The following is a 24434-nucleotide window of genomic DNA, read 5'->3' as shown; positions in this document are numbered from 1 at the left end:
TGTCAGCACGGCGCCCCTCACCCTCTCAGAAAGAGGACCTGCACCCTCATGAACACCGCCGCCACCCGCAGCGAACACGACCTGCTCGGCGACCGTCACGTCCCCGCCGAGGCGTACTGGGGCATCCACACCCTGCGTGCCACCGAGAACTTCCCCATCACCGGCACCCCGATCTCCGCCTACCCGCACCTGATCGACGCCCTCGCCGCCGTCAAGGAGGCCGCCGCACGGGCCAACGAGGAGCTCGGGCTGCTGGGCCCGAGGAAGACCGCCGCCATCGTGGAGGCCTGCCGGGAGATACGCGACGGCAAGCTGCACGACCAGTTCGTCGTCGACGTCATCCAGGGCGGCGCCGGCACCTCGACCAACATGAACGCCAACGAGGTCGTCGCCAACCGGGCGTTGGAGCTGCTCGGCCACGCCAAGGGGGAGTACGAGCACCTGCACCCCAACGAGGACGTCAACCTCGGTCAGTCGACCAATGACGTCTACCCGACCGCCGTGAAGATCGCGACGGTCTTCGCGGTACGTGGACTGCTCGACGCGATGTCCGTCCTCGAGGACGCGTTCGCCCGTAAGGCCGTCGAGTTCCATGACGTGCTCAAGATGGGCCGCACCCAGCTGCAGGACGCGGTGCCGATGACGCTCGGCCAGGAGTTCTCCGCGTACGCCGTCATGATCGACGAGGACCGCAGCCGTCTCGCCGAGGCCGTCGAGCTGATCCATGAGATCAACCTGGGCGCCACCGCGATCGGGACGGGACTGAACGCGCCCGCCGGATACGCCGAGTCGGCCCGCCGCCACCTTTCGGAGATCACCGGACTCCCGCTGGTCACCGCGGCCAACCTGGTCGAAGCCACCCAGGACTGCGGCGCGTTCGTCCAGATGTCCGGCGTGCTCAAGCGGATCGCGGTCAAGCTCTCCAAGAGCTGCAACGACCTGCGCCTGCTGTCGTCCGGTCCCCGCGCGGGGCTCGGCGAGATCAACCTGCCGCCGGTGCAGGCCGGTTCGAGCATCATGCCCGGCAAGGTCAACCCGGTCATCCCCGAGGTCGTCAACCAGGTCGCCTTCGAGGTGATCGGCAACGACGTCACCATCACGATGGCGGCCGAGGCCGGACAGCTCCAGCTCAACGCCTTCGAGCCGATCATCCTGCACTCCCTGTCGGAGTCCCTCACCCACCTCCGCGCGGCCTGCCTCACCCTCGCCGAACGCTGCGTGGACGGCATCACCGCCAACACCGAGGCGCTGCGCGCGAGCGTGGAGAACTCCATCGGCCTGGTGACCGCCCTCAACCCGCACATCGGGTACACGGCCGCCACCGACATCGCCAAGGAGGCCCTGGCAACCGGCCGCGGAGTCGCCGAACTCGTCCTGGAGAAGGGACTGTTGCCGGCCGCGACCCTCGCCGACCTGCTGCGCCCGGAGATCCTCGCGGGCAGTGGCGCACCGCAGGCCTGAGCCCGGGAAGGAGCACCAGGACCGGCACGGAGGCACAATGGCGATCATGACTTCGTCCATGACCTTCCAGCCGGTCCTGGAGCGCATCGCCGCCGAGATCGAACGGACCCCCGGCGTCGGCCGTCCCGCCGACTACATACCGGCGCTCGCGGCACGCGACCCGCGCAGCTTCGGCATGGCCGTGGCGGAGCTGGACGGCACGGTGTACGGCGTGGGGGACTGGCGGGAACCGTTCTCCGCGCAGTCCCTCACCAAGGTCTTCACCCTCGCGCTCGACCTGGCACGCGAGGGCGACGAACTCTGGGAGCACGTGGGCCGCGAGCCCTCCGGCAACCCCTTCAACTCCCTTGTCCAGCTGGAGTACGAGAACGGCATCCCCCGCAACCCGTTCATCAACGCGGGCGCCCTCGTCGTCACCGACCGCCTCCACACCCGTACCGGGGACGCGGCCGGCGAACTGCGGGCCTTCCTGCGTTCGGAGTCCGGCAACCCGGCCCTGGACTTCGACCTGGAGGTAGCCGCCTCCGAGTCCGCGCACGGCGACCGCAACGCGGCGCTGTCCCACTTCATGGCGGCGTACGGCAACATCGGCAACCCGATCCCGGTCCTGCTCGACCAGTACTTCCGGCAGTGCTCGATCACCGCGTCCTGCGCCGACCTCGCTCTGGCCACCACGTTCCTGGCCCGGCACGGTCTGCGCGCCGACGGCACCCGGCTGCTCACCCAGAGCCAGGCCAAGCAGGTCAACGCGGTGATGCTGACCTGCGGGACGTACGACGCGGCGGGCGACTTCGCCTACCGCGTCGGCCTGCCCGGCAAGAGCGGGGTGGGCGGCGGCATCATCGCGGTCGTCCCGGGCCGCTGCACGCTGTGCGTGTGGAGCCCGGGACTGGACGAGCGGGGGAACTCGGTGGCGGGCGTGGCGGCCCTCGACCGATTCACGACGCTGACCGGGGTGTCGATCTTCTGAGGCGGCGGCTCAGTCGAGGAACTCGTCCAGCAGCGGCAGCAGCACAGACGTCCGCCGCATGAGCGTCATATGTGTGGTCTCGGGCAGGACGGCCAGCCGGGCCCGGGGGATCAGCCGCCGCATCTCGGCCGCGTGCTCGACGCGGACGAAGTCCGTGTCGCCGATGACCAGCAGAGTGGGCGTGTCCAGTGCGCGCAGGTCGTCGGCGGTCCAGGGCAGCGGGGCGTGCGCGGCGGTCGAGCACTTGGCGAGGAAGTCCATGAAGTGTCCGGGGTCCGGCGCGACCGCCGCGTAGGCGTCGGCCATCTCCTGGAAGTCGGCCTGGCTCGGCAGGAGTGGCGAGTTGTAGTCGGGCGTGCGGACCTCGTCGTGATAGCCGTCCTGGTGGTAGTGCGTGGAGGCGAGCACGAGACGCCCCACGCGTTCGGGGTGCCGTACGGCGACTTCCAGGGCGGTCAGTCCGCCGAGGCTGAAGCCGAGGAGGTCCACCTCCTCGATGCCGATGTCGTCGAGCAGTCCCACCACGTCCGAGGCCAGGTTCCGCAAGGTGATCTCGCGGTCCGTGTCGGCTGTGTGCCCGTGGCCCTGGAGCTCGGGAGCCACGATGCGCCGATTGTCGGTCAGGGCGGGCAGGACGGCCCCGAACGTGAGGTCCACGGTGAGGGCACCGCCGTGCAGCAGCACGAGGGGACGCCTGTTCCCCTCCGCGCCGCCGTGCTCCTCGTAGTACATCTCCACGCCGTTGACCTTCGCGTAACCGGTACTGCTCGGCACAGAAACCACATCCGTTCTGTCTGAGTCCGTGTCGTGTCCAGTGAGACCGGCCCCACGTGCGGAACTCATCGGTGCCTCACGTGTCCGTCACACGCAGGCCCCCGCCAGGAGAGCAACAGGTCGCTTTCCGGCCATCCGGCGTTGACACGCTTCCCGAGTGTTGGCCTTGGCTTTTCCCGTCGATCTCCGCCGCTGCCAGGTGCTCGGCCTGCTCGGAACCGCCTTCCTCGCGGCGGGAGGCGAGAGCGCGGGAGCGCTGCCCGTGCGGGAGCTGCTCGCCCCGTCCTCCGCGCACGCCGCGTTCGGCCTGGTCGGCGCGTACTTCGGCGTCGTCCTGCTGATCGCGGCCTGGGTCCTGCTGGGGCGGCTGATCCGGGGATCCGACCCGCCGAGCCCGCGCGCCCTGATGGCGGTCCTGGTGATCTGGGCGGCGCCGCTGCTGCTCGCGCCGCCGCTGTTCAGCCGGGATGTGTACAGCTACCTCGCGCAGGGCGCCATGGTCGACGCGCACATGGACGTCTACGCGCACGGGCCCGCCATGCTCGGCGGTCCGCTCGCCGACGAGGTCTCCCCGCTGTGGCGGCACACCGGGGCCCCGTACGGCCCGGTCTTCCTCGGTGTGGCCTCCGCCCTGTCCGGTCTGACCCGGGGCGAACTCCCCGCCGGTCTCTTCGGGATGCGGCTGGTCGCGCTGCTCGGCGTCGGGCTGATGGCGGCCGCGCTGCCCCGGCTGGCCCGGCACAGCGGCGCCGACCCGGCCGCCGCGCTCTGGCTCGGCGCCCTCAACCCGCTGGTCCTGCTGCACCTGGTCGCCGGCGCCCACAACGACGCCATCATGCTCGGCCTGCTCGGCTTCGGCCTGGTCGCGGCCCTGGGCCGGTGGCCGGTCCTGGGCGCCGTCCTGGTCACCCTCGCCGCGCTGGTCAAGGCACCCGCCGCACTCGGGCTTGTCGCGGTCGTGGTCCTCCAGGTACGTGCGGGCGCCGACCGGACGAGGGCGGTGGTCACGACCGTGGTCGCGGCGACCGTCACCACGGTCGCCGCGACCACGGTCGCCGGCACGGGGTACGGCTGGCTGCGCGCCCTCGACACGCCCGTCTCCTCGCAGAACTGGGCCCTGACCAGCCTGCTCGGACGCGCCACGGGTGCGCTGCTGGAACGCCTCGGCAGCGACCTGGCACCCCTGGCCGTCCCCGTCTGGCACGCCGTGGGCATGGTGGCCGCCGTCGTCTCGGTCCTCGTCATATGGCTGCGGCTGCGGCCTCGCCCGGTGTACGCGCTGGGCCTGAGTCTGGCGGCCGTGGCCGCCTTCGGGCCCGCGATCCGCCCCTGGTACGCCCTGTGGGGGCTCTTCCTCATCGCCGCGGCCGCCCCCAGCTCCTCGGTACGGCACCGGGTGGCCGCCGTGACGGGGGTGCTCGCGCTCGCCGCTCTGCCCAGTGGCGGCCCGGCCGACACCGGGCAACTGGCCCTCGCGGTGTTGGGCGGAGTGCTCGCCGTGATCGTCCTGTTCCAGGCCCACCAGGCGGAACCGGCGCCTACGCCGGGGCGTACGGCATGACAGCGCCCCGTACCGACCGCGGACGGCTGCTGCTCCTGCTGGCCCTCGCCGTCACCGTGACCGTGTTCACCGCGACGGTGCCGCTGCTGCGCGACTGGTTCGACCTGCGCGTGTACCACGGGGCCATCGACCACTGGATCCACCATGGCGGCCGGATCTACGACTACCGGGTGCCCGGGACACCGTACGGCTTCACCTATCCGCCGTTCGCCGCGGTGGCCATGCTGCCGATGGCGCTGCTCGGCCTGCACACGGCGATCGCCGTGGCCCTGCTGCTCAATCTGGCGGCCCTGGCCGTGGTGCTGCGGATCCTCGTCGGACCGGCCTGGCGGCGCTACGGCTGGTACGGCTGCGCCCTGGGCGCCTGTCTGCTCGCGCTCTTCGAACCGCTGCGCGACACCATCAGTTTCGGCCAGGTCAACCTGCTGCTGCTGGCCCTCGTGCTGACCGACTCCGGGCTGCTGGCCACCGGTCGGCGACGGTGGGCCGGGGTCGGGACCGGTCTCGCCGCCGCGATCAAGCTGACGCCCGCGCTCTTCATCGTCCTGCTGCTGCTCGCCGGCCGGCGACGGGAAGCAGCCCGGGCCACGGCCGTCGCCGTCGCGGCGACCGCGTTCGCCGCCTGCGTGGCCCCGGACGCCTCCCGCTACTACTGGACGGACGCGATGTGGGACACGACCCGGGTGGGCCGCCTGGACTACGTCTCCAACCAGTCCCTGCAAGGGATCCTGGCCCGGCTCGGGGTAACGGACCGCGCGGTGTGGGCGGTGGCGGTGCTGCTGGTGCTGTGCGTGTGGGCGAGCCGGAGTCGGCGCGCGGTGGCGGCGGGGGAGTGGCCGACGGCGTTCGCGCTCACCGGCCTCACCGCGTGCCTGGTCAGCCCGATCACCTGGGTGCACCACCTGGTCTGGCTGCTGCCGTCCTTCGTGGTCCTGGTCCGCGCCGGGCACCCGCGGGTCGCGGGCGCACTGTACGCGGTGCTGTGCACCAGCGTGGTCTGGCTGTGGTTCGACGACGCGTCCGGCATCGACGGGTTCCTCGGCAGCAACGCCTACACGTGGATCACGCTCGGACTGCTGCTGTGGCTCCCGGTCGGTCAGCTCCGCTCCGTCCGGCCGAGCGCGAGTCGCAGCACCAGGACGACGGCACCGACACCGAGGGCGACGGCACCCGCGATCGCCATCCTGTCCGGCCATCCGGCTCCGCCCTCCCCGGCCGGTGGGGCGGCGGCTGGCAGCGCGGTGGTGGGCAGCGCTGTGGGCCCTGGGCGAGGTCGCGCCCGGAGCGCGTCGAGCGAGCCCACCGGGTCGACCCGTCCGGCGGCCGTGAAACCCCAGTCGAGCAGCGCCCGGGCCTCCTCGTACACGGCGAAGCGCCCGCCCGACTGAGGGTTCAGCACCGTCACGACCAGCGTGCGCCCGCCGCGGCGGGCGGCGGCGACGAGCGTGTTGCCGGCGTGGCTGGTGTAGCCGTTCTTGACGCCGATGATCCCCCGGTACGGCCGTACCCCGTCCGCGCCGCTCAGCAGCCGGTTGGTGTTGCGGATCGGGTACGACCGTCCGCCACCGGCCGGGAAAAGGGCCGTGGCTGTGCCGCAGTACCACGCGAAATCCGGATCGTGCAGCCCCGCCCGGCCGAAGACGGCGAGGTCGTACGCCGAGGACACCTGGCCCGGCGCGTCGTACCCGTCCGGCGACACCACCCAGGTGTCACGGGCCCCGAGGGCGCGGGCCGTGGCCCGCATCCGGGCGGCCGCGGAACGCCAGCCGCCGCTCAGCTCGGCCAGCACGTGCACGGCGTCGTTGCCCGAGTCGAGGAAGACCCCGCGCCACAGGTCGGACACCCGGTAGGTGTGCCCCGCGGCGACCCCGACCAGGCTGCTGCCGGCTCCGATCCCGGCCAGCTCCCGCGCGCGGACCGTGTGCCGCTGGTCGCGCGGGAGGGACGGCAGCACGGTGAGCGCGAACAGGGTCTTCAGGGTGCTGGCGGGCGGCAGCCCGCGGTGCGCGTCGTGCGCGGCGAGCACCTCGCCGGTGTGGACGTCGGCGACCAGCCACGCCAGCGCGGAGACGTTCGGCATCCTCGGGGCTCCGGCGTGCCTCCGGACATGGGTGCCGGCGCGGTACAGCAGGGCGGGCGGCGGGGCCGCGGCGCGCGAGCCGTCCGGTGCGCCGGGACTCGCGCCGCCGCGAGTCGCCGCGGCGGCGGGCGCGAGCGCGAGCAGGCCCGCCACGCAGATCGCGCAGGCGGACACAGGAGTCCGGAAAGTAAATGCGATCGTCATACTGCCAACGTAGGAATGCGCCCGCCGAACCCGGCGCTGCCAGGCCGAGCGGTGCCTGCGAGCACCCGGATGCCGCACACCGACGCGACGTCACGTCATGGTCAGCCGTTCGGCAGGATGGTCAGCCGTTCGGCAGGGTCGGCTGGATCCTGCGCAGGAACGTCGCGTTGTCCGGGGTCTCGCGCATCCGCTCCAGCAGGGTCTCCAGGGTGGTCTGGCCGTCGCGGCTCTGCAGGGCGCGGCGCAGGCCTCCCACGGTCGCCAACTCGGCGGGGGACAGGAGGAGTTCCTCGCGGCGGGTGCCGGACGGGTTGATGTCGACGGCCGGGAAGACACGACGCGAGGCGAGGTCACGGCTGAGGCGCAGCTCCATGTTGCCGGTGCTCTTGAGCTCCTCGAAGTAGAAGTCGTCGGCGCGGGAGCCGGTCTCCACCAGGGCGGTGGCGAGGATGGTGAGGGATCCGCCCTCCTCGGCCAGCCGGGCGGCGCCGAAGAACCGTTTGGGGCCGATGAGCGCGGTCGCGTCGACGCCGCCGCTGAGGGTGCGGCCACCGGCGGCGGCCGCGTTGTTGTGGGCCCTGCACAGCCGGGTGAGGGAGTCGAGGAGGATGACGACGTCCTCGCCCGCCTCGACGAGCCGCTTGGCCCGCTCGATCACCAGCTCGGCGAGGGCGATGTGCTGCTTGGGCGCCTTGTCGAAGGTCGAGGCGTACACCTCGCCGCGCACGCAGCGCCGCATGTCGGTGACTTCCTCGGGTCGTTCGTCGAGCAGCACCACCATCAGCCGGGCCTCGGGGTGGTTGCCGGCCACGGCGGCCGCGATCTGCTGGAGCAGGACCGTCTTGCCGGTCTTGGGCGGCGCCACGACGAGCCCGCGCTGGCCCTTGCCGACGGGGGCGAGCAGGTCGGCGACGCGACCGGTCAGCCCGGCCGCCGGGTGTTCGAGGCGGAGCCGCTCGCGGGGGTGCAGCGGAGTCAGGTCACGGAAGTGGCGGCGGCCGCGCTGCTCGTCGGGCGTACGCCCGTTGACCCGGGCGACCTCGGTCAGGGCGCGCTGGGTGCCGCGTACGCCGTCGACGAGGTCCCCCTTGCGCAGGCCGTACCGGCGGATCAGCGGGGGAGGTACCTGGAGGTCGGTGGGCGAGGGCAGCAGGTCCGGGGACCGCAGGTGCCCCTTCCCGTTCGCGTCGATGTCGAGGACGCCGGTGGCGACCCGGGCCGGGAGCTGCCGCTCCGCGGGAGGGTGTTCGAGTGTGGTGGTCATGAGGGGTGGTCCTTTCACGGACGGAGGTGCATGAGGCATGCGAAGGAAGGGGCGATACCGCGAGGGAGGCGGATGGAGAACACGCCTCGGCGGTGGAGAACAGCACCTCGGGTACGGCTGTGGGGCCTCGACGAGGTGGTGTGGAGAAGTCGATGTGGCGACCGGAGAATCGGCGGGCCGTTCGACTGTCTGAGGAGAACTGGCACCGGCGCCCGGACAACGGGCGTACACAAGTGCTAGCGGTACCGTAGCACGCGATTCGCGGCTACGTCTGTGAGATGGCGCTCAGTGGGCGGACGGCAGGCCGTACCGCGGGGAGCACGGAAGCGCGGTCGGCAGCGGTCCGGGTGCCTCGCCGGGGGCGGGGTTCGACCCCGGCGAGTTGAGCCCTGGAGGGAAATCGGAGATGTACAACGGGCCGTCAGGGCAGTGCGGTTGGGCGACTCAGCCGAGCCGCGCCCGTGCCGCCTCGGTGATCTGCTCGAACTGGGCGCCCATGGCCGCGGACAGGGCCTGGGCCCCCGACAGCGGTCGGACCATGACCGTGAACTCGTCGATCAGGCCGTTCTCGTCGAGGTGGATGAAGTCGCAGCCGTCGAGCTCTCGCCCGTCCACCGTCGCCGTGAAGACCAACGCGTGGTCGCGGCCGTCCGGGCCGCTCAGCTCCCGCACATAGCGGAAGTCTGCGAAGACCCGTGCGACACCGCGCAGGATCGCCGCGGTGATGGCCTTGCCGACGTAGGGCTTGAACACGACGGGACTGGTGAAGACCACGTTCTCGGCCAACAGTGCCTCGGCGGCATCGAGGTCGCCCGCCTCGATCGCCTCGCGGAATGCGCGCACCGAAACCTCCATAGTCAAATAGTTGAGTAAGTGCGCAGTAGATTAATCACCTCCTGCTAGCGTGTCCACATGTCGTTGAAGTACGCCGTCCTCGCCGCCCTGCTGGAGGGCGAGGCCTCGGGCTACGAGCTGTCCAAGGTGTTCGACGTGTCCCTGGCGAACTTCTGGCCGGCCACGCCCCAGCAGCTCTACCGGGAACTGGAGCGCCTGGCGCAGGACGGGCTGGTCGAGGCCCGGGTGGTTAGGCAGGAACGTCGGCCCAACAAGCGGATGTTCACGCTGACCGCGACCGGCCGGCGGGAGCTGGCCGAGTTCGCCGCGGAGCCGGTCCGGCGCCCCACGGCCCTTCGCGACGAACTGATGATCAAGATCCAGGCCATGGACGGCACCGACCCGCGGGCGACCCGCGCCCTGGTCGAGGAGCGCATGGCATGGGCCCGCGGAAAGCTCGGCCGCTACGAACGGCTACGCGAACGCCTCCTCGCCGGACGGACCGAGGAGGAGCACCTGCGGGACGCCGAACGCGTCGGCCCGTATCTCACGCTCGCCGCGGGCATCGCCTTCGAGACGGAGAACGTGCGCTGGTGCGAGCGCGCGCTGACGATCCTCGACCAGCGCGCCCTGAGGTGACGCGGATGTTCAGCCCCGAAGGCCCCCGGCTCCGCGAACTCGCGGTACAGGCCCTGTCGTCCGTCGAACGCGGCTACGACCTGCTCGCCCCGAAGTTCGACCACACCCCGTTCCGCACCCCCGACTCGGTGCTCGACGCCGTCGCGTCGGCACTGCGCCGTCTCGGGCCCTTCGACACCGGGCTCGACCTGTGCTGCGGGACCGGCGCCGGGGTCGGCGTGCTGGCGCGGGTGTGCCGGCGCGGGGTGACCGGGGTGGACTTCAGCGCCGGCATGCTCGCGGTGGCCCGGGAACGGGTGCGGCCCGCCGGTCCGCGTGTCTCCTGGGTGCGTGCGGACGCCCGGGCGCTGCCGTTCGGGCCCGCCTTCGATCTCGTCGTGAGCTTCGGGGCGTTCGGACACTTCCTGCCGCGCGAACTGCCGGGCCTGTTCGCGCAGGTCCACTCGGTGCTCCGGCCGGGCGGCGCCTTCGCCTTCCCCGTCGTCGCCCCGCCCCGGCCGGCCTCCCGCGCCTACTGGATGCTGCTCGCCTTCGACGCGGTGATGCGGGTGCGCAACGCGGTGTGGCGACCGCCGTTCGTCATGTACTACCGGGCCTTCCGGATGGCCGACGTACGACGGGAGTTGGAGCGCGCGGGATTCCAGGTCGAGCTCCAGCCGCTGCCCGAGTTCGGGCGGCGACGGGACGGCAGCCCACGCCTGCGGATGGTCGTGGCCCGTCGGCTGCCGTAGCCGAGCAGACGGACGGTCGGGTCCGGGCCGCGCGCACTGTGTGCCGCAACCGCGCTCCCGAGGGCGTGCCCCGTCCGGTGCCGGGCCCGGTCACAACGCGCTGTACAGGGCGTCCACGAGGGCCATTTTCCGCGGGTCGTCGGCGATACGGGGTCCCATACGGTTCATCACGTACCCCAGGGACACTCCGGCGTCCGGGTCCGCCAGACCGCAGGAGCCGCCGAAGCCGTCATGGCCGACAGCGCGTGGGTTGGGCCCGTACGAACCGTTCGGCCCGCTCAGCCACAGACCGAGCCCGGCCTCGGTCTCGCTCTCGAAACCGGCGCTCAGCACCAGGTCCCGGCAGCTGCCCTGCCCCTCGCGCACCCGCTCGGCCGCCTCGGGGGACAGGACGCGACGACCGCCGTACACGCCCCTTCCCGCGAGGATTCCGTAGAGCGCGGCGACGGCCCGCGCGGTGCCGTGGCCGTTGAGGGCCGGGAGCTCTGCGGCCCGCCACTCGGGTGAGTTGGCCGCGGCCGCGTCGAGCCCGGGGTTGGTCAGGGCCGCGAGTGCGGCGGGCGCCAACTGGCTGAAGACCGCCGCCTGTTCGCTGCTCGCCGCGACGGGCGGCTGTACCAGCTCGGCTGCTCGCCCCGCCTCCTGCTCCGGCAGCCCGATGCTGAAGTCGATCCCGAGCGGACCGGTCACCTCCCGTCGCAGGAACGCGCCGGGCAGCAGCCCCGAGACCCGCCGTACCACCTCCCCGACCAGGAATCCGTAGGTCATCGCGTGGTACCCCGAGCGTGTCCCCGGCTCCCACCAGGGCTCCGTCGCGGCCAGGCGCTTTGTGGTCAGTTCCCAGTCGTACAGCTGGGCGAGCGAGTGCGGCTCACGCAGGCCGGAAAGACCGGCACGGTGCGACAGCAGATGACGGACGAGGACCTTCTCCTTGCCGGCGGCGGCGAACTCGGGCCAGTACGTGGCCACCGGCGCGTCGAGGTCGAGCAGACCCCGGTCGGCGAGGATGTGCGCGCACAGGGCGACCGGTCCCTTCGTCGTCGACCACACGTTGACCAGCGTGTCCCGCTCCCAGGGGCGGGTGCCCGCCGCGTCGGCCCGACCGCCCCACAGGTCCACCACGGTCTCGCCTTCGGCCACGACGGTGACCGCGGCGCCGAGCTCCTCGCGGTCACGGAAGTTCTCCTCGAACGCGGTGCGCACCGCGGCGAAACGTTCGTCGCAGTGGCCGTGCACCTCGGAATCGCGCTGGGACATGGACCCTCCGTCGTCCGCCGGGACCCCGGCCCGCTGCGGCGCGGACCGGGCGTCCCGAACATACCGACTGGTCGGACTGGAGGGAAGGTCTCAGGCGAACGACCGCAGCCAGCGCACCTTGGCCGCCTCCTGGTAGGGGCCGCCGCCCTCGTGGTCGTTGAAGTCGTACACCTCGATCGCCTTCTCGTCGTGCGCCCAGGCGTTGAAGGCCGCGAACACGGTGGAGGGCGGGCAGGTCTGGTCCTCCAGGGCGGCGGAGAACAGCGCCGGGGCCTGGGCACGTTCCGCGAAGTGGACGGCGTCGAAGTAGGAGAGGGTGCGCATCACGTCCTCGGTGTGGCCGCGGTGCGTCTTGAGGTACAGGCCGATCTCACGGTAGGGGGGACGGTCCGTCACTGTCGCCGCGCGCGGGTAGTCGCAGAGGAACGGCACATCGGGCGCGACCGCCGCGAGGCCCGGAACCAGGCCGCCCACCGCGATCGAGATGCCGCCGCCCTGGCTGGAGCCGAGGACGACCGTGCGCGCCGGGTCGGCCAGCGGGTGCGAACGGGCCGCCTCCACCGCCCGCACCCCGTCCGTGAACACCCGGCGGTAGTAGTAGTTCTCGGGGGCGTCGATGCCCCTGGTCATGAAACCGGGGTAGGCGGGCCCGCCGCCCACCGGGTCCGGGGTGCCGCCACCGCCGCCCCAGGCGCTGCCCTGGCCGCGGGTGTCCATCACGAAGTGCGCCCGGCCCGTCGACGCCCACAGCAGGTGCTCGTGCGGCAGTCCGCGCCCGCCGCCGTACCCGATGAACTGCACGACCACCGGAACGGGCGCGGAGACCTCGGCGGGGATCGTGAACCAGCCCTTCACCGGGTGGCCGCCGAACCCGGCGAAGGTCACGTCGTACACCTTCACCGTGGACAGGCCCGTGTCGACGAACTCGAAGCGGGCGTCCAGATCGTACGACCGGGCCTCGTCGAGCGTCTTGGACCAGAACGTGTCGAAGTCCGCGGGCGCGGTCGACGCGCTGCGGTACTCCCGGAGTTCGTCGAGGGGAAGGTCGAACAGGGCCATGGGGGACCGCCTTGTGTGAAGAGTGAGTGCGGATGATCACACCGTACGTGCGGGGTGGGACGCCTCGCCAGACCATTTGCTGCCCCGGGCAGGCGGACGCGGTGTGGACGCGCAGGGTGATCGCGAGGCGGATGCGGCGTCACGCGGCGGCGTGGTGGGTCAGGCCTTGCGGTGTGTCCACTGCGGCTCGGTCAGGGCCCAGTCCCGTTCCCACTCGGCCATCCTGCGCCGGGCGGCGGCGCCGCGGACCGCGGAGTGGCCGAGGAGCACGACGGCGGCCGCGCCGCCCGCGGCGCATCCGCCGATGGCCAGGGTGTGCTGCCAGACGGTGGTCTCGTCAGGTGGCGGGGGGACGTTCCGGCCACGGGAGTCGAACCACACCTTGACCGTCTCCCCGCGGTGAGTGCCCGCCGGGACCGAGGCCGTCGCCGTCCGGGGCCCGCTCCCGGGCTCGGTCCAGCGCACGCTCACCCGGTACGTGTGCTCTCTGCCGCTCACCGAGGGCAGTGCGTCGGGTGTCTTGCCGATGACCTTCGCGCTCACCTGATGACGTTCAGCGCGCTGTGCCACGGCGACCGCGCGCGCCGCGTCATGGGCCCACCAGCCCGCGACCGCTCCGGCCAGCGGCGCGCCCAGGAAGAGCAGCACCGCGACGGCCAGAACCGTCCAGGCCTCCACCATGTCCGACCGGCGCCGCAGCGGATTGCGCCGCCAGCGCCAGCCGCGCGCCCGGGTTCGCATGTCGACCTCCGCACCGCGCACACCTGCGCGTGCCCACACGGATCCAGTATCCCTCCATCGGCAAGGAGCGGCCCGTCCACAGACCGCTGGTTCCCAGTGCCCAGGGGGGACACGGCGAAACGGCCGGGCGGGGCGGAGAGAGGGCGAACCGGCCGGGGAGAGGTCCGCCCCCGCGCCCGTCAGCCGAAGCGTTCGATCCGGATGCGGTCCACGGGCTGACCGGCCGCGACAAGGAGCCGTGAGGCGTGTTCGGCGAAGGCGTTGGATCCGCACACATAGGCCTCCCACCCACCAGGAGGCTGCTCGGCCAGGAGGGGCGCCACATGTGCGGCCGACATACGTCCCACTGGCACGCCCGACGGCGCGCTCCGCGTGAACACCGGCGTCGTCTCCGTTCCCAGCTCCCGCGCGTAGATGAGGTCCTCGGGGCTGCGGGCCGACACCAGCATCCGCAACGGCACGGACAGGCCGCGCGAGCGGTGATGCCGCACCATCGACATCAGCGGTACGACCCCGGAGCCGGCGCCGATCAACAGCGCGGGCCGGTCCCCGGGCCAGGCGAAGAAGCCGCTCAGCGGGCCGCGCAGCTCGACCTCGTCCCCGGGCTCGGCCACCGAGTGGAACCAGCCGGAGACCTCGCCGTCCTCGACATGGTCGAGGGTCAGCTCGATGTGCCCGGAGTCGTCGGGCGCGGACGCGATCGAATAGTGCCGCTGGGCGACATAGCCGTCCTCGGCGGTCAGCCGCAGCATCAGGTGCTGGCCCGGCAGATGCCCCGCCCAGGCGGGCACGGCGAACCGGAACGTGGCCGCGTGCGGGGTCTCGCGTCGGATCTCGGTGAGCGTGGCGGTCTGCCACACCGCGGCGGCCTGCTCGCTCACGGCGATCCGCCCGGGCACGGCGAAGCGGCTCGGCGGCACGAAGGCGGAGGAGGCGGGGGAGGTGGGGGAAGTGGTCGTCTCAGTCACCGGAGTACCGCTGCTCCTCCCACGGGTTGCCACGCGCGTGGTAGCCGTTCTGTTCCCAGAAGCCCGGCTCGTCGTGGTCGAGCAGACGCAGGCCCGCGATCCACTTGGCGCTCTTCCAGAAGTACAGGTGCGGCACCAACAGCCGGGCCGGCCCGCCGTGTTCGGAGGGCAGCGGCTTCCCGCCGTACTCCCAGGCGATCCAGGCCCGCCCACCGGTGAGGTCGGCGAGCGGGAGGCTCGTGGTGTAGCCGGTGTGGGAGTAGGCGACGGCATGTGTGGCGGACCCATGGGGCCCCACCACATCCAGGAACGCGTCCAACGACACGCCCCCGAACCGGACGCCGAACTTCGACCAGCTGGTCACGCAGTGGATGTCCCCCTCGTAGACGGAGGCCGGCAGCGCGTGTGCCTCGTCCCAGTCCCAGGTACGCGGTCGCTCCACCAGCCCGTCCACGCGGAAGGTCCAGTCGCCGGGCGCCAGCTCGGGCGTGACCTCGGCGGACAGGACGGGCCAGTCGTCGCCGGCGTCGTACTGGCCGGGCGGCAGTCCGGGATGGTCGATGCGGGCGCGTCCGGTGAAGCCTCGGGTGACGTTCATACGGTTCCAGCGGGACAGGAGTGAATGCTGACGCGTTCAACCGTACGTGCCCGTCGGACCTGCCCCGGCCACCGCCCGCCCCGGGATCGTGACGGCCCGGTGAACTCTCCGGCGCCCCGGGAATAGCGCGGTGTCGATCTTCCTTGCCGATGGGTGCGGCGCCCGGTGGCCCGTACGAGCGTCTGGTGGTCGGTACGACACCATGGTCCCGGAGACAGCGAAGGAGAGTGGGACAGTGCCCAAGGCGTACGTGTTCAGGCGGTACGGCGGCCCGGAGGTCGAGGCTTTCGCCGAGGTGGAGCGGCCCGTCCCCGGTCCCGGCCAGATCCTGGTCGCGGTGCGTGCCGCGGGCGTGAACCCGGTCGACTGGAAGCAGCGCACCGGCTACCGCCGCCCCGGTGAGAGCGGCGAGCGGGAGTTCCCGGCCGTGTTCGGCAACGAGGTCGCCGGGATCGTCGAGGCGACCGGCGAGGGCGTCGACCGGTTCGCGGCCGGCGACGAGGTCTTCGGCAACACGGTGGCCGGGGGGTACGCCGAGTACGCCCTGCTGCCCGTCGGGGTGTCCGCCCACAAGCCGGCCCAGCTGTCCTTCGCCCGCGCGGCGACCCTGCCCGTCGCCGCCGCCACGGCCTACGACGGCGTCCACCAGCTCGACCTGCCCGCCGGGGCGACCCTGCTGGTCACCGGCGCGGGCGGCGGTGTCGGCGCGGCGGCCGTCCAGATCGCCCGGGCCGTCGGACTGAGCGTCGTCGGCGTCGCGAGCGAGGGCAAGAGGGACTTCGTCGAGGCGCTCGGAGCCGTGCACGTGCCGTCCGGCCCGGGCTGGGCCGAGCGGGTGCGGGCGGCGGCGCCCGACGGTGTCGACGCGGTCTACGACCTCGTGGGCGGCGAGGTGCTGGCCGACGCGGCCCGGCTGGTCACCGACCCGGCCCGGCTGATCACCGCCGGAGCCCCGGCCGAGGAGGCGCAGCGGTACGGCGGCGCCCGCGTGGCCCGGAAACGCAACGCGGCCGTCCTGGAGGCGGTGGCCCAGCTCGTGGTGAACGGCGAGCTCGACCCGCACATCACCAGGACGTTCCCCCTCGACCGGGCCGGCGAGGCCCTGCGCACGGTCGAGGACGGCCACGCCCGCGGCAAGGTCGTGATCGAGGTCGTCCGATGAGCACGGACACCACCCCGCACGTCCTCGACAGCCCCGCCCGCGCCGCGCTGACCGGCCCGCACGCCCACTTCGCCGAGCGGCGGGGCCGTGTGCTGGCCTATCCCGTCGAGGTCACGCCGTGGCTGGCCCTTCCCGACGACCCGGACGCCGACGACTGGGCGGACGCCGCGACGCTCGTGGGTCCCGGCAACGACGTCCCGCTGCTCGGATTCCAGGGACGGATCCCCGACGGCTGGGAGGTCACGTTCCAGGTCGAGGGCGTGCAGTTCGTCGACGACGGACTGGCCGCGGCCCCGGACCCGGAGGCGGTCCTGCTGGGACCGGCCGACGTGCCCGAGATGCTCGACCTGGTCGCCCGCACGCAGCCCGGCCCCTTCCTGCCGCGCACCATAGAACTCGGCACCTACCTGGGCATACGGCGGGAGGGCGCCCTCGTCGCCATGGCGGGGGAACGGCTGCACCCTCCTGGCTGGACCGAGATCAGCGCGGTCTGCACCGACCCCGCGGCCCGCGGCGAGGGTCTGGCGACCCGGCTGATCCTGGCCGTCGCCCACGGCATCCGGGAGCGCGGTGAGACCCCGTTCCTGCACACCGCGGCCGGCAACACCCACGCCATCCGGCTCTACGAGTCCCTGGGCTTCCGGCTGCGCCGCACGACGGCGTTCGGGGCGGCCAGGGCGCCACAACGGCTGCCGGATCGACCTGCGGCCGTGCCGGTGCCGTAGGAGCGCGACGGGCCGTGTCCAGGGCCGGGGCGTTCAGTCGCCCTCGGTCCCCGTGCCCGAGCCCGCGTTGTAGCGGACCAGGCAGGCGGCGAACCGTTCGAGGTCGTCCGGTGTCCAGTCCGCGAGCCGCTCCCGGACGGCCGCCCGCCGGCTGACGGTGACCTCGGCGAGGATGCTCCGGCCCGCCTCCGTCAGATGCAGGACCTGGACGCGGTGGTCCTCCGGGTCGCGGCGTCGCTCGACGAGCCCGGCACGCTGCAGGGCGGTCACCTGGCGGCTGACGGTGGACTTGTCCAGCGCGTAGTGGGCGGCCAGGTCGGTGGCACGGCAGCCGCCGCTCTCCTCCAGGTGTCCGAGCAGGGTGTACGACACCAGCGACAGCTGGGGATGCATGCGCCCGGCGGACGCCCGGGCCCGGCGGGCGAACGCGGTCATCTCGCGCTGGATGGTCTCCACCGCCGCCTCGGTTCCGTTCACGGCACCTCCCTCACCCGTGAGTACTGGTTGCATAATACAACTTGATCGGGTGCACGCCGGGCGGGGCGGGCCGCTGGGGTAGTGTGACCGTTCGGTCGGGGGTGGTCCCGGCCCGTGTCGAGGAGGTGAGACCCATTACCGCTGTGTCAGCGCGGGTGCTCTCCCCTCGAACCGGCGCGGATCACCGCCGTTAGGTGACCGCGGGAGCACCTCACGGCTCCCGAAAGGCTTTTGGCTTCCATGCCTCCTCTGTCTCCGCTCACCCCGCCCTCCTCCTCGCCGTCCTCCCGCGCCCGGGTCGTCGCCGCACTGCGTGCCGCCGGTTGTGTCTTCGCCGAGGACGAGGCGGAGCTGATCCTGGCCGCCGCCGACACCCCGGACGAGCTGGCGGACCTGGTGGACCGCCGGGTCGCCGGCCTGCCCCTCGAACTGGTGCTGGGATGGGCCGAGTTCCGCGGACTGCGCGTCGCGGTGGAACCCGGCGTCTTCGTGCCGCGCCGCCGAACCGAGTTCCTCGTCGAGCGGGCCCTCGCCCAGGTCCCGGACGCGTCCGTCGTCGTGGACCTGTGCTGTGGCACGGGCGCGGTCGGCGCCGCGCTGGCCGCCGGGCTCGGTCCCGTGGAACTGCACGCGGCCGACCTCGACCCGGCGGCGGTGCGTTGTGCCCGCCGCAATGTCCGCGCGGCCGGCGGCCAGGTCCACACCGGCGACCTGTTCGAGGCGCTGCCCGGCGACCTGCGCGGCCGGGTCGACATCCTCGCGGCCAATGTGCCGTACGTCCCCACCGACGAGGTCGGGCTGCTGCCCGCCGAGGCACGCGAACACGAGTCGCTGCTCGCCCTCGACGGTGGCACGGACGGCCTGGACGTCCTGCGCCGGGTCGCGGCACAGGCATCCGGGTGGCTCGCGCCGGGCGGCTGCCTCCTGATCGAGACCAGCGAACGCCAGGCCCCGGCCGCCGTCGAGGCGTTCGAACGCGGCGGCCTCGAGACCCGGCTGGCCGTGTCGGAGGAGTGGTTCGCCCACGTCGTGATCGGAACCACGCCCTGAGAAGTGCCGTGGACGGCGGCCGGGCCCGTCCGGGTCAGGCCGCCGAGGCATCGTCACGCACGCCCCCACAACCCGCACATGACTCAAGCGCGCAGAAAGTACAGGACCGTCATCGCTACGGCGGTGCTCAGGACGACGCCCCGCAGCAGCCCGGCGGGAAGTCGCCGGACCAGGTGCGCGCCGCCGAGCCCGCCGGCCACCGCGCCGACCAGCAGCGCGGTGAGCACGAGCGGGGCGCTCAGCACGTCCGAGGCGACCAGGAACAACGCGGTCGCGCCGAGGTAGACGGCCGCGACCTGGGTGACCCGCATCGGGTTTCCGGCCGCGGTGTCGATGTGGAGGCCGATGCTCCACAGGGCCAGCATCATGATGCCTACGGCTCCGCCGAAGTATCCGCCGTACAGGGCGAGGAGGAACTGACACGCCACGACGGCCCGGGGACCCAGCCCGGCACGCCCGCCGTACGCGGCACTCAACGCACCGGAGAGAGGGCGTCCGAAGGCGAGGAGCACCGTGGCGAGTGCCAGCAGCCACGGCACGGCCGCGTCGAAGGACTCCGACGGCAGTGCCAGCAGCAGTGCGGCACCCAGCACGCCTCCCGCCGCGCTCGCGGTGGTGAGCGCACGCGTGGATGCCGCTCCGACCGGGGCGAGTTCACGGCGGTAGACCCAGGCGCCGGCCACCGCGCCGGGGACGAGGGCGACGGTCGACGTGGCGTTCGCCGTCACCGGCGACTGGCCGGCCGCGACCAGCGCGGGCAGCGCCACGAAGGTGCCGCCGCCCCCTGCGGCGTTCAGCGCGCCGGCGACGGCACCGGCCGAAAGGACGAGCAGAATCTCGGACACCCGCCGAGCATCGCCCGCTGAGCGGCGGGCTCACAATGCGCCATCGACACAACCTGCCTAAGGCTGTGCCATAGGCTCAGCGGGGTGCGCTATGACCTGGACGATCTGCGACTCTTCCTCGCCGTCGTGGCGGAGGGATCGATCACGGCGGGTGCGCGCCGGACGCATCTGAGCCTGCCGTCGGCGAGCGCCCGGGTGCGCGCGCTGGAGCACCACGCCGGTGTGACCCTGCTGATCCGTGGTCGGCGCGGCGTACGGCCCACTCCGGCGGGCACGACCCTGGCCCGGCACGCCCGCGAGGTACTCGACCGGACGGTACGCCTCGACAGCGCCGTGGCGAGCTACACGAGGTCCCCGACCGCCGCGCTGACCCTGCTGAGCGGCGGCTCCGCGATGCACCGGCTGGTGCCGCGGGCCCTGGTGTCGTTCCTCCGGGCGCACCCGGACGTCGACGTCACGGTCCGCGAGAGCCGCACCCCGCACACCGTGCGGACCCTCGCCGACGGCGAGGCGGACCTCGGGGTCGTCGTCGACGACGAGGCACGCGACTGCGGACTCGACATGGAACCCCTTGGCGACGACTCCTTGGTCGTGATCGGCCGACGCGGCGGGATCCTCGCCGGGCGGACCACGGTCGGGTACCGCGAGGCGGCGGAACACCCGCTCGTCGGGCTGGACGCGGACTCCTCGCTGCGCCGCTGGATCGACGAGCATCTCGGACCGCACGCCCCGGTGGCCCGGTACCGGACCACCGTCGCCGACCTCAACGTCCTGGTCGCCCTCGCGGCCGCCGGTGTCGGGCTCGCCGTCGTACCGCGCCGTGCCGTCGACCCGGACCGGCCACTCGACGTGTGCGAACTGCAGGACGCCTGGGCCGGTCGCCGTCTGCTGCTGGCCTGGGGCGTCAAGGAGCGGCCCGCGTCCGCCGGCGCCCTCGCCGAGCACCTGCGCCGGGCCGCCCTGCCCGAGCCGGCCGTCGACTCGGACCTACTGGGCTGACTGGTGGTACTCCGCGGCCGTGGTTCCAAGGACGCCCAGGAGAGCCAGTGCTTCGGCGCTCGGGGATCCTTGGGGGGCGCTGTAGAGGACGAGGTGTTGGTCGCGGTCGATGAGTGCGAGTGAGTCGCAGTCGACGGTTATCTCTCCGACGGCCGGGTGGCGGAAGGACTTGGTGAGCGTCGGTGCGGCCTGCACGTCGTGCCGTTCCCAGAGCCGGGCGAAGTCGGGGCTACCGTCGCGGAGTTCGTCGACGAGGCCGGTCACCGCGGGGTCCGCCGGGTAGCGGGCGAGGGTGGCGCGGAGCTGCCGGACCGCGTGGTGGCGGAACTCGGCGGCGTCGGAGATCCCGTACGGCGGCGCATCGTCGTGCTGCGGTGCGAGGAATACCCGGCGCGCGAGGTTGCGGTTCTTGGGGTCGAGTTGGGCGAAGTCTTCCATGAGGGCGGCTGCGAGGTCGTTCCAGGCGAGTACCTCGAACGCGGCGGACACGACGAAGCCAGCCGTCTGGGGCAGCCGCTCGAGCAGGGCGAGGATGCTCGGGCGGACGTCGCGCCGGTGCAGTCCGGTACGGTTCGGCGCGGTGCCCGCCAGGATGTGGAGGTGATCGGATTCGGTGTCGGTGAGCAGCAGTGCGGCTGCGATGCCGGCGAGGACGTCCCCGGAGGGTCTTGAGGCGGCTCTGCCCTGTTCGAGCCGGATGTAGTACTCCGTGGAGATGTGCGCGAGGACCGCCACCTCCTCGCGCCGCAGGCCCGGTGTCCGCCGTCGCGGGCCTGCGGGGAGACCGACGTCCTGGGGCCGCAGCCGTTCACGGCGGCTGCGGAGGAATGTGCCCAACTCCTGTTTGTCCATACGCCGAGTCTGCACGCTGCGCAGGGCGGGGATCCTGGTACAGCTTGTGCCTGTATCGGGTCCGGAAACCGGCAAACACTGCTGCCATGACCACCACCACAGACATCGCTCCCATCGGCCTGCTGAACGACAAGGTCGTGTTCATCACCGGGGCCAGCCGCGGTATCGGCGCTGCCGCGGCCCGGCTCTTCGCCGCCGAGGGCGCCAAGGTCGTGCTGGCCGCCCGCAGCATCGACGCCCTCGACCGGATCGTGACCGAGATCGGCGCCGACGGCGGCGTCGCCGACGCGGTCGCTCTGGACCTCGCCGACAGCGCGAGCATCCGTGCCGCCATCGGCCGCGTCCAGGAACTGCACGGTCGGCTCGACGGTGCCTTCAACAACGGCGGGATTCCCCAGCAGCAGTTCGGACCGGTCGACGCCACCACCGACGAGGACGTCGACGAGCAGTTCGCCGTGAACTTCCGCGCGCACTTCACCGCCATGAACGCCGAGGCCGCCCTCATGCGACAGGGCGGCGGCGGGGCCATCGTCAACACCTCCAGCATCGGCAGCCGCCGCGCCAACCCCGCCCTGCCCGCCTACGGGGCCATGAAGCGCGCGCTCAACAGCCTCACCGAGACCGCCGCGGTCAACTGGGCCCCCGCCAACATCCGGGTGAACGGCATCACCCCCGGCGGCACCTCCACCGAGATGATCGACACCTGGGAAGCCGCCACGCCCGGCATCGTCAAGCAGATAACCGAATCGACCCCGCTGGGCCGGATGGCCGAGCCCCGGCAGATAGCCGAGGCAGCCGCCTGGCTGCTCAGCGACCGCGCCTCGTACGTGACCGGCGCGATCCTGCCGGTCGACGGTGGCGCCGGCGCCTGACGGGGCAGGCGGGACTTTCGCAACAGGCCCTAGTCCTCCGATTGCACCCGCGCGATGAGCAGTGCCACGTCGTCGGAGTTGTCCGGCTGGTGCAGGGTGCGCAGCAGCAGGTCGCAGACCTCCTCCAGGGGACGGTGGGGGCCCTCCAGGAGGGCCAGCAGCGCGTTGAGGCGTTCGTCGAGCGGGTGCTGCCGGGTCTCGACGAGACCGTCGGTGTAGAGCACCAGCCGGTCGCCGGGCCCGAGATCGACGGTGGTCGTCGAGAAGGCGACGCCGCCCACGCCGAGTGGCGCGCCGGTGGGCAGGTCCAGCAACTCCGGCGGACGGCCCGCGCGCAGCCGGACCGGTGGCAGATGCCCGGCGTTGGCGATCCGGCACTGCCGCAGCCGCGGGTCGTGGACGGCGTACACACAGGTGGCGATGGAGCTGTCCAGGCTCTCGGTGATCCGGTCCAGGTGTTCCAGGAGCCGGGTGGGATCGAGGTCCAGGGAGGCCAGGGTGTTCGTGGCGGTACGCAGCCGGCCCATGGTCGCGGCGGCGTTGATGCCGCTGCCCATCACGTCGCCCACGACGAGCGCTGTCTTGCCGCCGTCCAGCGGGATCACGTCGAACCAGTCGCCGCCGACCTCGGCGGTCGAGCCCGCGGGCTGATAGCGGGAGGCGACCTCCAGACCGCCGGTGACCGGCGGGTGACTGGGCAGCAGGCTGCGCTGCAGGGTGAGGGCGGTGTCGCGGGCGTTCTGGTACCAGCGGGCGTTGTCGATCTGCACGGCCGCGCGGGACGCCAGCTCCCGGGCCAGCACCAGATCGTCCTCGCCGAACGGCAGGGGGTTGCGGGTGCGCTTGAGATCGAGGGCGCCGAGCACTTCGCCGCGTGCGATCAACGGCACGACCAGATACGAGTGGACGCCCGCCCGGGCCAGCGACTCGGCCGCCTCCGGGGTGCGTGCGATACGCGGCAGGACCTCGGCGCCGACCTGCGGCACCAGGATCGGCCCGCCGGTGCGTACGCACTCGGTGACCAGACGGTCCGGAGCGTATCGGGTGACCCGTCCCGGCGGGTCGGCGGCGGCGAGGGCGTCCGGGGCGCGGTCCGCCTCGACGGCCAGGGTGCGGATCGCGGCCGGCTCGGCGGGACCGAGGGTGCCGGGCCTGCCCTGGACGACCGCCTCCAGCAGGTCCACCGCGGCGATGTCGGCGAGTTCCGGCACGGCCACGTCGGCCAGCTCCCGCGCGGTGCGCTCCAGGTCCAAAGTGGTGCCGATCCGGGCGGAGGCGTCGGCGACGAGGGCGAGGCGCCGCCGCGCGGCCTCCGTCTCGACGGCCGCCCGGTGCTGTTCGGTGACGTCCACGACCGAGACGGCCACCCCCAGCACATGGGCCAGCGAGTCCTCCAGCCGGTACAGGGAGATCGTCCAGGCGTGTTCCTGGTCCGGGTCGGCCGGGGTGAGGCCGGCCACCTGCTGGTCGACGGCCGGCCGCCCCGTCTCCAGCACCCGCAGGGCGGCCGACTCCAGGGCGTCGACGTCGACCTGCGGCAGTACCTGGCGCATCGTGCGCCCGATCTGTTCCTCGGCGGGCAGTCCGTTGATCCGTTCCAGCGCGGGGTTGACGGAGACGTACCGCAGATCGGTGTCCAGGACGGCCAGCCCGATCGGGGACTGCGAGACCATCCGGGTCGACAGAGCCACGTCCTGTTCCAGCCGCCGCACGGTCGACTGGTCGGCGGCGAGCCCCAGGGCGTAGACGTCTCCGTGGTCGTCAAGGAGCCGCATGTTGCGGAACTCCACGAGTCGCGTGCTGCCGTCCTTGCGCCGGATGGGGAAGGCGCCCGCCCAGCCCTGGCCGGTGGCCATCACGTCGGCGAACAGTTTGACGACCAGGTCGACGTGCTGCTCGTGCACCATGATCCGGGCCGCGTACTGGCCGAGCGCCTCCGGCGCCCGGTAGCCGAACAGCTCCTCGGCCTGCGGGCTCCACAGCACGATCCGTCCCTCGGTGTCCAGCACCACCGAGGCCATGCCGAGCACGTCGAGCAGACCGCTCGGCCGCACCGGGGGACGCACCGGCCCGTCGCCCTCCGGCGCTGGAATCCCGGCCCCTCCGGTCGCTCCCATGCCACGCACCGCCTTCGCCCGTCTCCGTGGCACACCGTTCCCCCCGTGCCGACTTCCCTGTTCTATCGCGTTCGACCGACACCGCGTCGCCGAAGTCGGCTTCTTCCACCATCCCTCAACACGGAGACGACCGTCGGGTGGGCGACCGCGGAAGTGGCGGGGCCGACAGCCACTGTTCCCCTATTGGTCTGTAC

General features: G+C 72.6%; 23 protein-coding genes and 1 pseudogene. 11 read left to right on the top strand and 13 right to left on the bottom strand.

From position 1 onward, the window contains the following. Window positions 1-48 precede the first annotated feature (48 nt). Both aspA and ACFYRY_RS02655 read left to right on the top strand, forming a co-directional pair. Window positions 49-1461, top strand: a complete 1413-nt coding sequence (gene aspA / locus ACFYRY_RS02660) for an aspartate ammonia-lyase (RefSeq protein WP_389139251.1) — start codon at window positions 49-51, stop codon at window positions 1459-1461. A gap of 37 nt (window positions 1462-1498) precedes the next feature. Beyond that, entirely contained in the window at window positions 1499-2431 is a 933-nt protein-coding gene (locus ACFYRY_RS02655) for a glutaminase (protein WP_389139249.1), read from the top strand. A 9-nt stretch (window positions 2432-2440) separates the two neighbouring features. Here the strand turns inward: ACFYRY_RS02655 and ACFYRY_RS02650 are convergent, their stop codons facing one another. Then, window positions 2441-3205, bottom strand: coding sequence for an alpha/beta fold hydrolase (locus tag ACFYRY_RS02650; protein WP_389139247.1), 765 nt, complete (start codon window positions 3203-3205; stop codon window positions 2441-2443). Between the two features lie 166 nt (window positions 3206-3371). On the opposite strand from ACFYRY_RS02650, the gene mptB reads away from it, so the two are divergent. Both mptB and ACFYRY_RS02640 read left to right on the top strand, forming a co-directional pair. Continuing rightward, window positions 3372-4766 (top strand): polyprenol phosphomannose-dependent alpha 1,6 mannosyltransferase MptB, encoded by a 1395-nt coding sequence (gene mptB, locus ACFYRY_RS02645; protein WP_389139246.1) that lies wholly within the window; start codon window positions 3372-3374, stop codon window positions 4764-4766. Further along, window positions 4763-6154 (top strand): glycosyltransferase 87 family protein, encoded by a 1392-nt coding sequence (locus tag ACFYRY_RS02640; RefSeq protein ID WP_389139244.1) that lies wholly within the window; start codon window positions 4763-4765, stop codon window positions 6152-6154. Before mptB ends, ACFYRY_RS02640 begins: the two co-directional genes overlap by 4 nt. Window positions 6155-6213: 59 nt before the next feature. Here the strand turns inward: ACFYRY_RS02640 and ACFYRY_RS02635 are convergent. From ACFYRY_RS02635 to ACFYRY_RS02625, 3 genes and pseudogenes are all read right to left on the bottom strand, one after another. Beyond that, window positions 6214-6846: pseudogene (locus ACFYRY_RS02635) on the bottom strand (D-alanyl-D-alanine carboxypeptidase family protein); the annotation flags it as partial. 325 nt (window positions 6847-7171) lie between these two features. Further along, window positions 7172-8353 (bottom strand): transcription termination factor Rho, encoded by a 1182-nt coding sequence (gene rho, locus ACFYRY_RS02630; RefSeq protein ID WP_389139242.1) that lies wholly within the window; start codon window positions 8351-8353, stop codon window positions 7172-7174. A gap of 405 nt (window positions 8354-8758) precedes the next feature. Beyond that, window positions 8759-9157 carry a nuclear transport factor 2 family protein gene (locus ACFYRY_RS02625; protein WP_389139241.1) on the bottom strand — a complete coding sequence of 133 codons (399 nt, stop codon included), beginning with the start codon at window positions 9155-9157 and terminating at the stop codon, window positions 8759-8761. Window positions 9158-9226: 69 nt separating this feature from the next. Between ACFYRY_RS02625 and ACFYRY_RS02620 the strand changes: the two genes are divergently transcribed. Both ACFYRY_RS02620 and ACFYRY_RS02615 read left to right on the top strand, forming a co-directional pair. Beyond that, window positions 9227-9787 (top strand): PadR family transcriptional regulator, encoded by a 561-nt coding sequence (locus ACFYRY_RS02620; protein ID WP_389139240.1) that lies wholly within the window; start codon window positions 9227-9229, stop codon window positions 9785-9787. Between the two features lie 5 nt (window positions 9788-9792). Beyond that, window positions 9793-10518, top strand: coding sequence for a class I SAM-dependent methyltransferase (locus tag ACFYRY_RS02615; protein WP_389139238.1), 726 nt, complete (start codon window positions 9793-9795; stop codon window positions 10516-10518). Between the two features lie 90 nt (window positions 10519-10608). On the opposite strand, the gene ACFYRY_RS02610 is transcribed toward ACFYRY_RS02615, so the two are convergent. From ACFYRY_RS02610 to ACFYRY_RS02590, 5 genes are all read right to left on the bottom strand, one after another. Further along, window positions 10609-11775 carry a serine hydrolase domain-containing protein gene (locus tag ACFYRY_RS02610; protein WP_389139236.1) on the bottom strand — a complete coding sequence of 389 codons (1167 nt, stop codon included), beginning with the start codon at window positions 11773-11775 and terminating at the stop codon, window positions 10609-10611. A 90-nt stretch (window positions 11776-11865) separates the two neighbouring features. Beyond that, on the bottom strand, window positions 11866-12834 hold the full coding sequence (locus ACFYRY_RS02605; RefSeq protein WP_389139234.1) for an acetylxylan esterase: 969 nt from the start codon (window positions 12832-12834) through the stop codon (window positions 11866-11868). A 159-nt stretch (window positions 12835-12993) separates the two neighbouring features. After that, the gene (locus ACFYRY_RS02600) at window positions 12994-13575 is read right to left on the bottom strand and encodes a hypothetical protein (RefSeq protein ID WP_389139233.1); all 582 of its coding nucleotides are present in this window, start codon (window positions 13573-13575) and stop codon (window positions 12994-12996) included. 179 nt (window positions 13576-13754) lie between these two features. Then, complete coding sequence (locus ACFYRY_RS02595) at window positions 13755-14543, bottom strand: ferredoxin reductase (protein ID WP_389139232.1); 789 nt, start codon at window positions 14541-14543, stop codon at window positions 13755-13757. Beyond that, on the bottom strand, window positions 14536-15141 hold the full coding sequence (locus ACFYRY_RS02590) for a sulfite oxidase-like oxidoreductase (RefSeq protein ID WP_389139230.1): 606 nt from the start codon (window positions 15139-15141) through the stop codon (window positions 14536-14538). Before ACFYRY_RS02590 ends, ACFYRY_RS02595 begins: the two co-directional genes overlap by 8 nt. A 235-nt stretch (window positions 15142-15376) precedes the next feature. Here ACFYRY_RS02590 and ACFYRY_RS02585 point away from each other — a divergent pair, with 235 nt between their 5' ends. Together ACFYRY_RS02585 and ACFYRY_RS02580 are read left to right on the top strand one after the other, a co-directional pair. Then, entirely contained in the window at window positions 15377-16303 is a 927-nt protein-coding gene (locus tag ACFYRY_RS02585) for an NADP-dependent oxidoreductase (RefSeq protein ID WP_389139229.1), read from the top strand. Next, complete coding sequence (locus tag ACFYRY_RS02580) at window positions 16300-17028, top strand: GNAT family N-acetyltransferase (RefSeq protein WP_389139227.1); 729 nt, start codon at window positions 16300-16302, stop codon at window positions 17026-17028. The genes ACFYRY_RS02585 and ACFYRY_RS02580 overlap by 4 nt, the downstream gene beginning before the upstream one ends. A 33-nt stretch (window positions 17029-17061) precedes the next feature. On the opposite strand, the gene ACFYRY_RS02575 is transcribed toward ACFYRY_RS02580, so the two are convergent. Further along, a complete protein-coding gene (locus ACFYRY_RS02575) occupies window positions 17062-17538 on the bottom strand; it encodes a MarR family winged helix-turn-helix transcriptional regulator (RefSeq protein ID WP_389139225.1) in 477 nt (158 codons plus the stop codon). Between the two features lie 207 nt (window positions 17539-17745). Here ACFYRY_RS02575 and ACFYRY_RS02570 point away from each other — a divergent pair, with 207 nt between their 5' ends. Continuing rightward, a complete protein-coding gene (locus tag ACFYRY_RS02570) occupies window positions 17746-18555 on the top strand; it encodes a putative protein N(5)-glutamine methyltransferase (protein ID WP_389139224.1) in 810 nt (269 codons plus the stop codon). Between the two features lie 83 nt (window positions 18556-18638). Here ACFYRY_RS02570 and ACFYRY_RS02565 read toward each other — a convergent pair whose 3' ends face one another. Then, window positions 18639-19400 carry a TSUP family transporter gene (locus ACFYRY_RS02565; RefSeq protein WP_389139222.1) on the bottom strand — a complete coding sequence of 254 codons (762 nt, stop codon included), beginning with the start codon at window positions 19398-19400 and terminating at the stop codon, window positions 18639-18641. Window positions 19401-19484: 84 nt separating this feature from the next. Here ACFYRY_RS02565 and ACFYRY_RS02560 point away from each other — a divergent pair, with 84 nt between their 5' ends. Continuing rightward, window positions 19485-20399: a LysR family transcriptional regulator gene (locus ACFYRY_RS02560; protein WP_389139220.1), complete on the top strand. Its 915-nt coding sequence runs from the start codon at window positions 19485-19487 to the stop codon at window positions 20397-20399. Here the strand turns inward: ACFYRY_RS02560 and ACFYRY_RS02555 are convergent. Next, entirely contained in the window at window positions 20388-21251 is an 864-nt protein-coding gene (locus ACFYRY_RS02555; RefSeq protein WP_389139218.1) for a helix-turn-helix domain-containing protein, read from the bottom strand. The genes ACFYRY_RS02560 and ACFYRY_RS02555 overlap by 12 nt on opposite strands. 86 nt (window positions 21252-21337) lie before the next feature. On the opposite strand from ACFYRY_RS02555, the gene ACFYRY_RS02550 reads away from it, so the two are divergent. Beyond that, window positions 21338-22123, top strand: a complete 786-nt coding sequence (locus tag ACFYRY_RS02550; RefSeq protein ID WP_389139217.1) for an SDR family NAD(P)-dependent oxidoreductase — start codon at window positions 21338-21340, stop codon at window positions 22121-22123. Between the two features lie 29 nt (window positions 22124-22152). Here ACFYRY_RS02550 and ACFYRY_RS02545 read toward each other — a convergent pair whose 3' ends face one another. Further along, window positions 22153-24240: a SpoIIE family protein phosphatase gene (locus tag ACFYRY_RS02545; protein WP_389139215.1), complete on the bottom strand. Its 2088-nt coding sequence runs from the start codon at window positions 24238-24240 to the stop codon at window positions 22153-22155. Window positions 24241-24434 lie beyond the last annotated feature (194 nt).

Source organism: Streptomyces sp. NPDC005263, assembly GCF_042872365.1.
GTDB lineage: Bacteria > Actinomycetota > Actinomycetes > Streptomycetales > Streptomycetaceae > Streptomyces.
The sequence above is the reverse complement of the archived record's forward strand: the minus strand, read 5'-3'. Positions and strand labels throughout refer to the sequence as shown.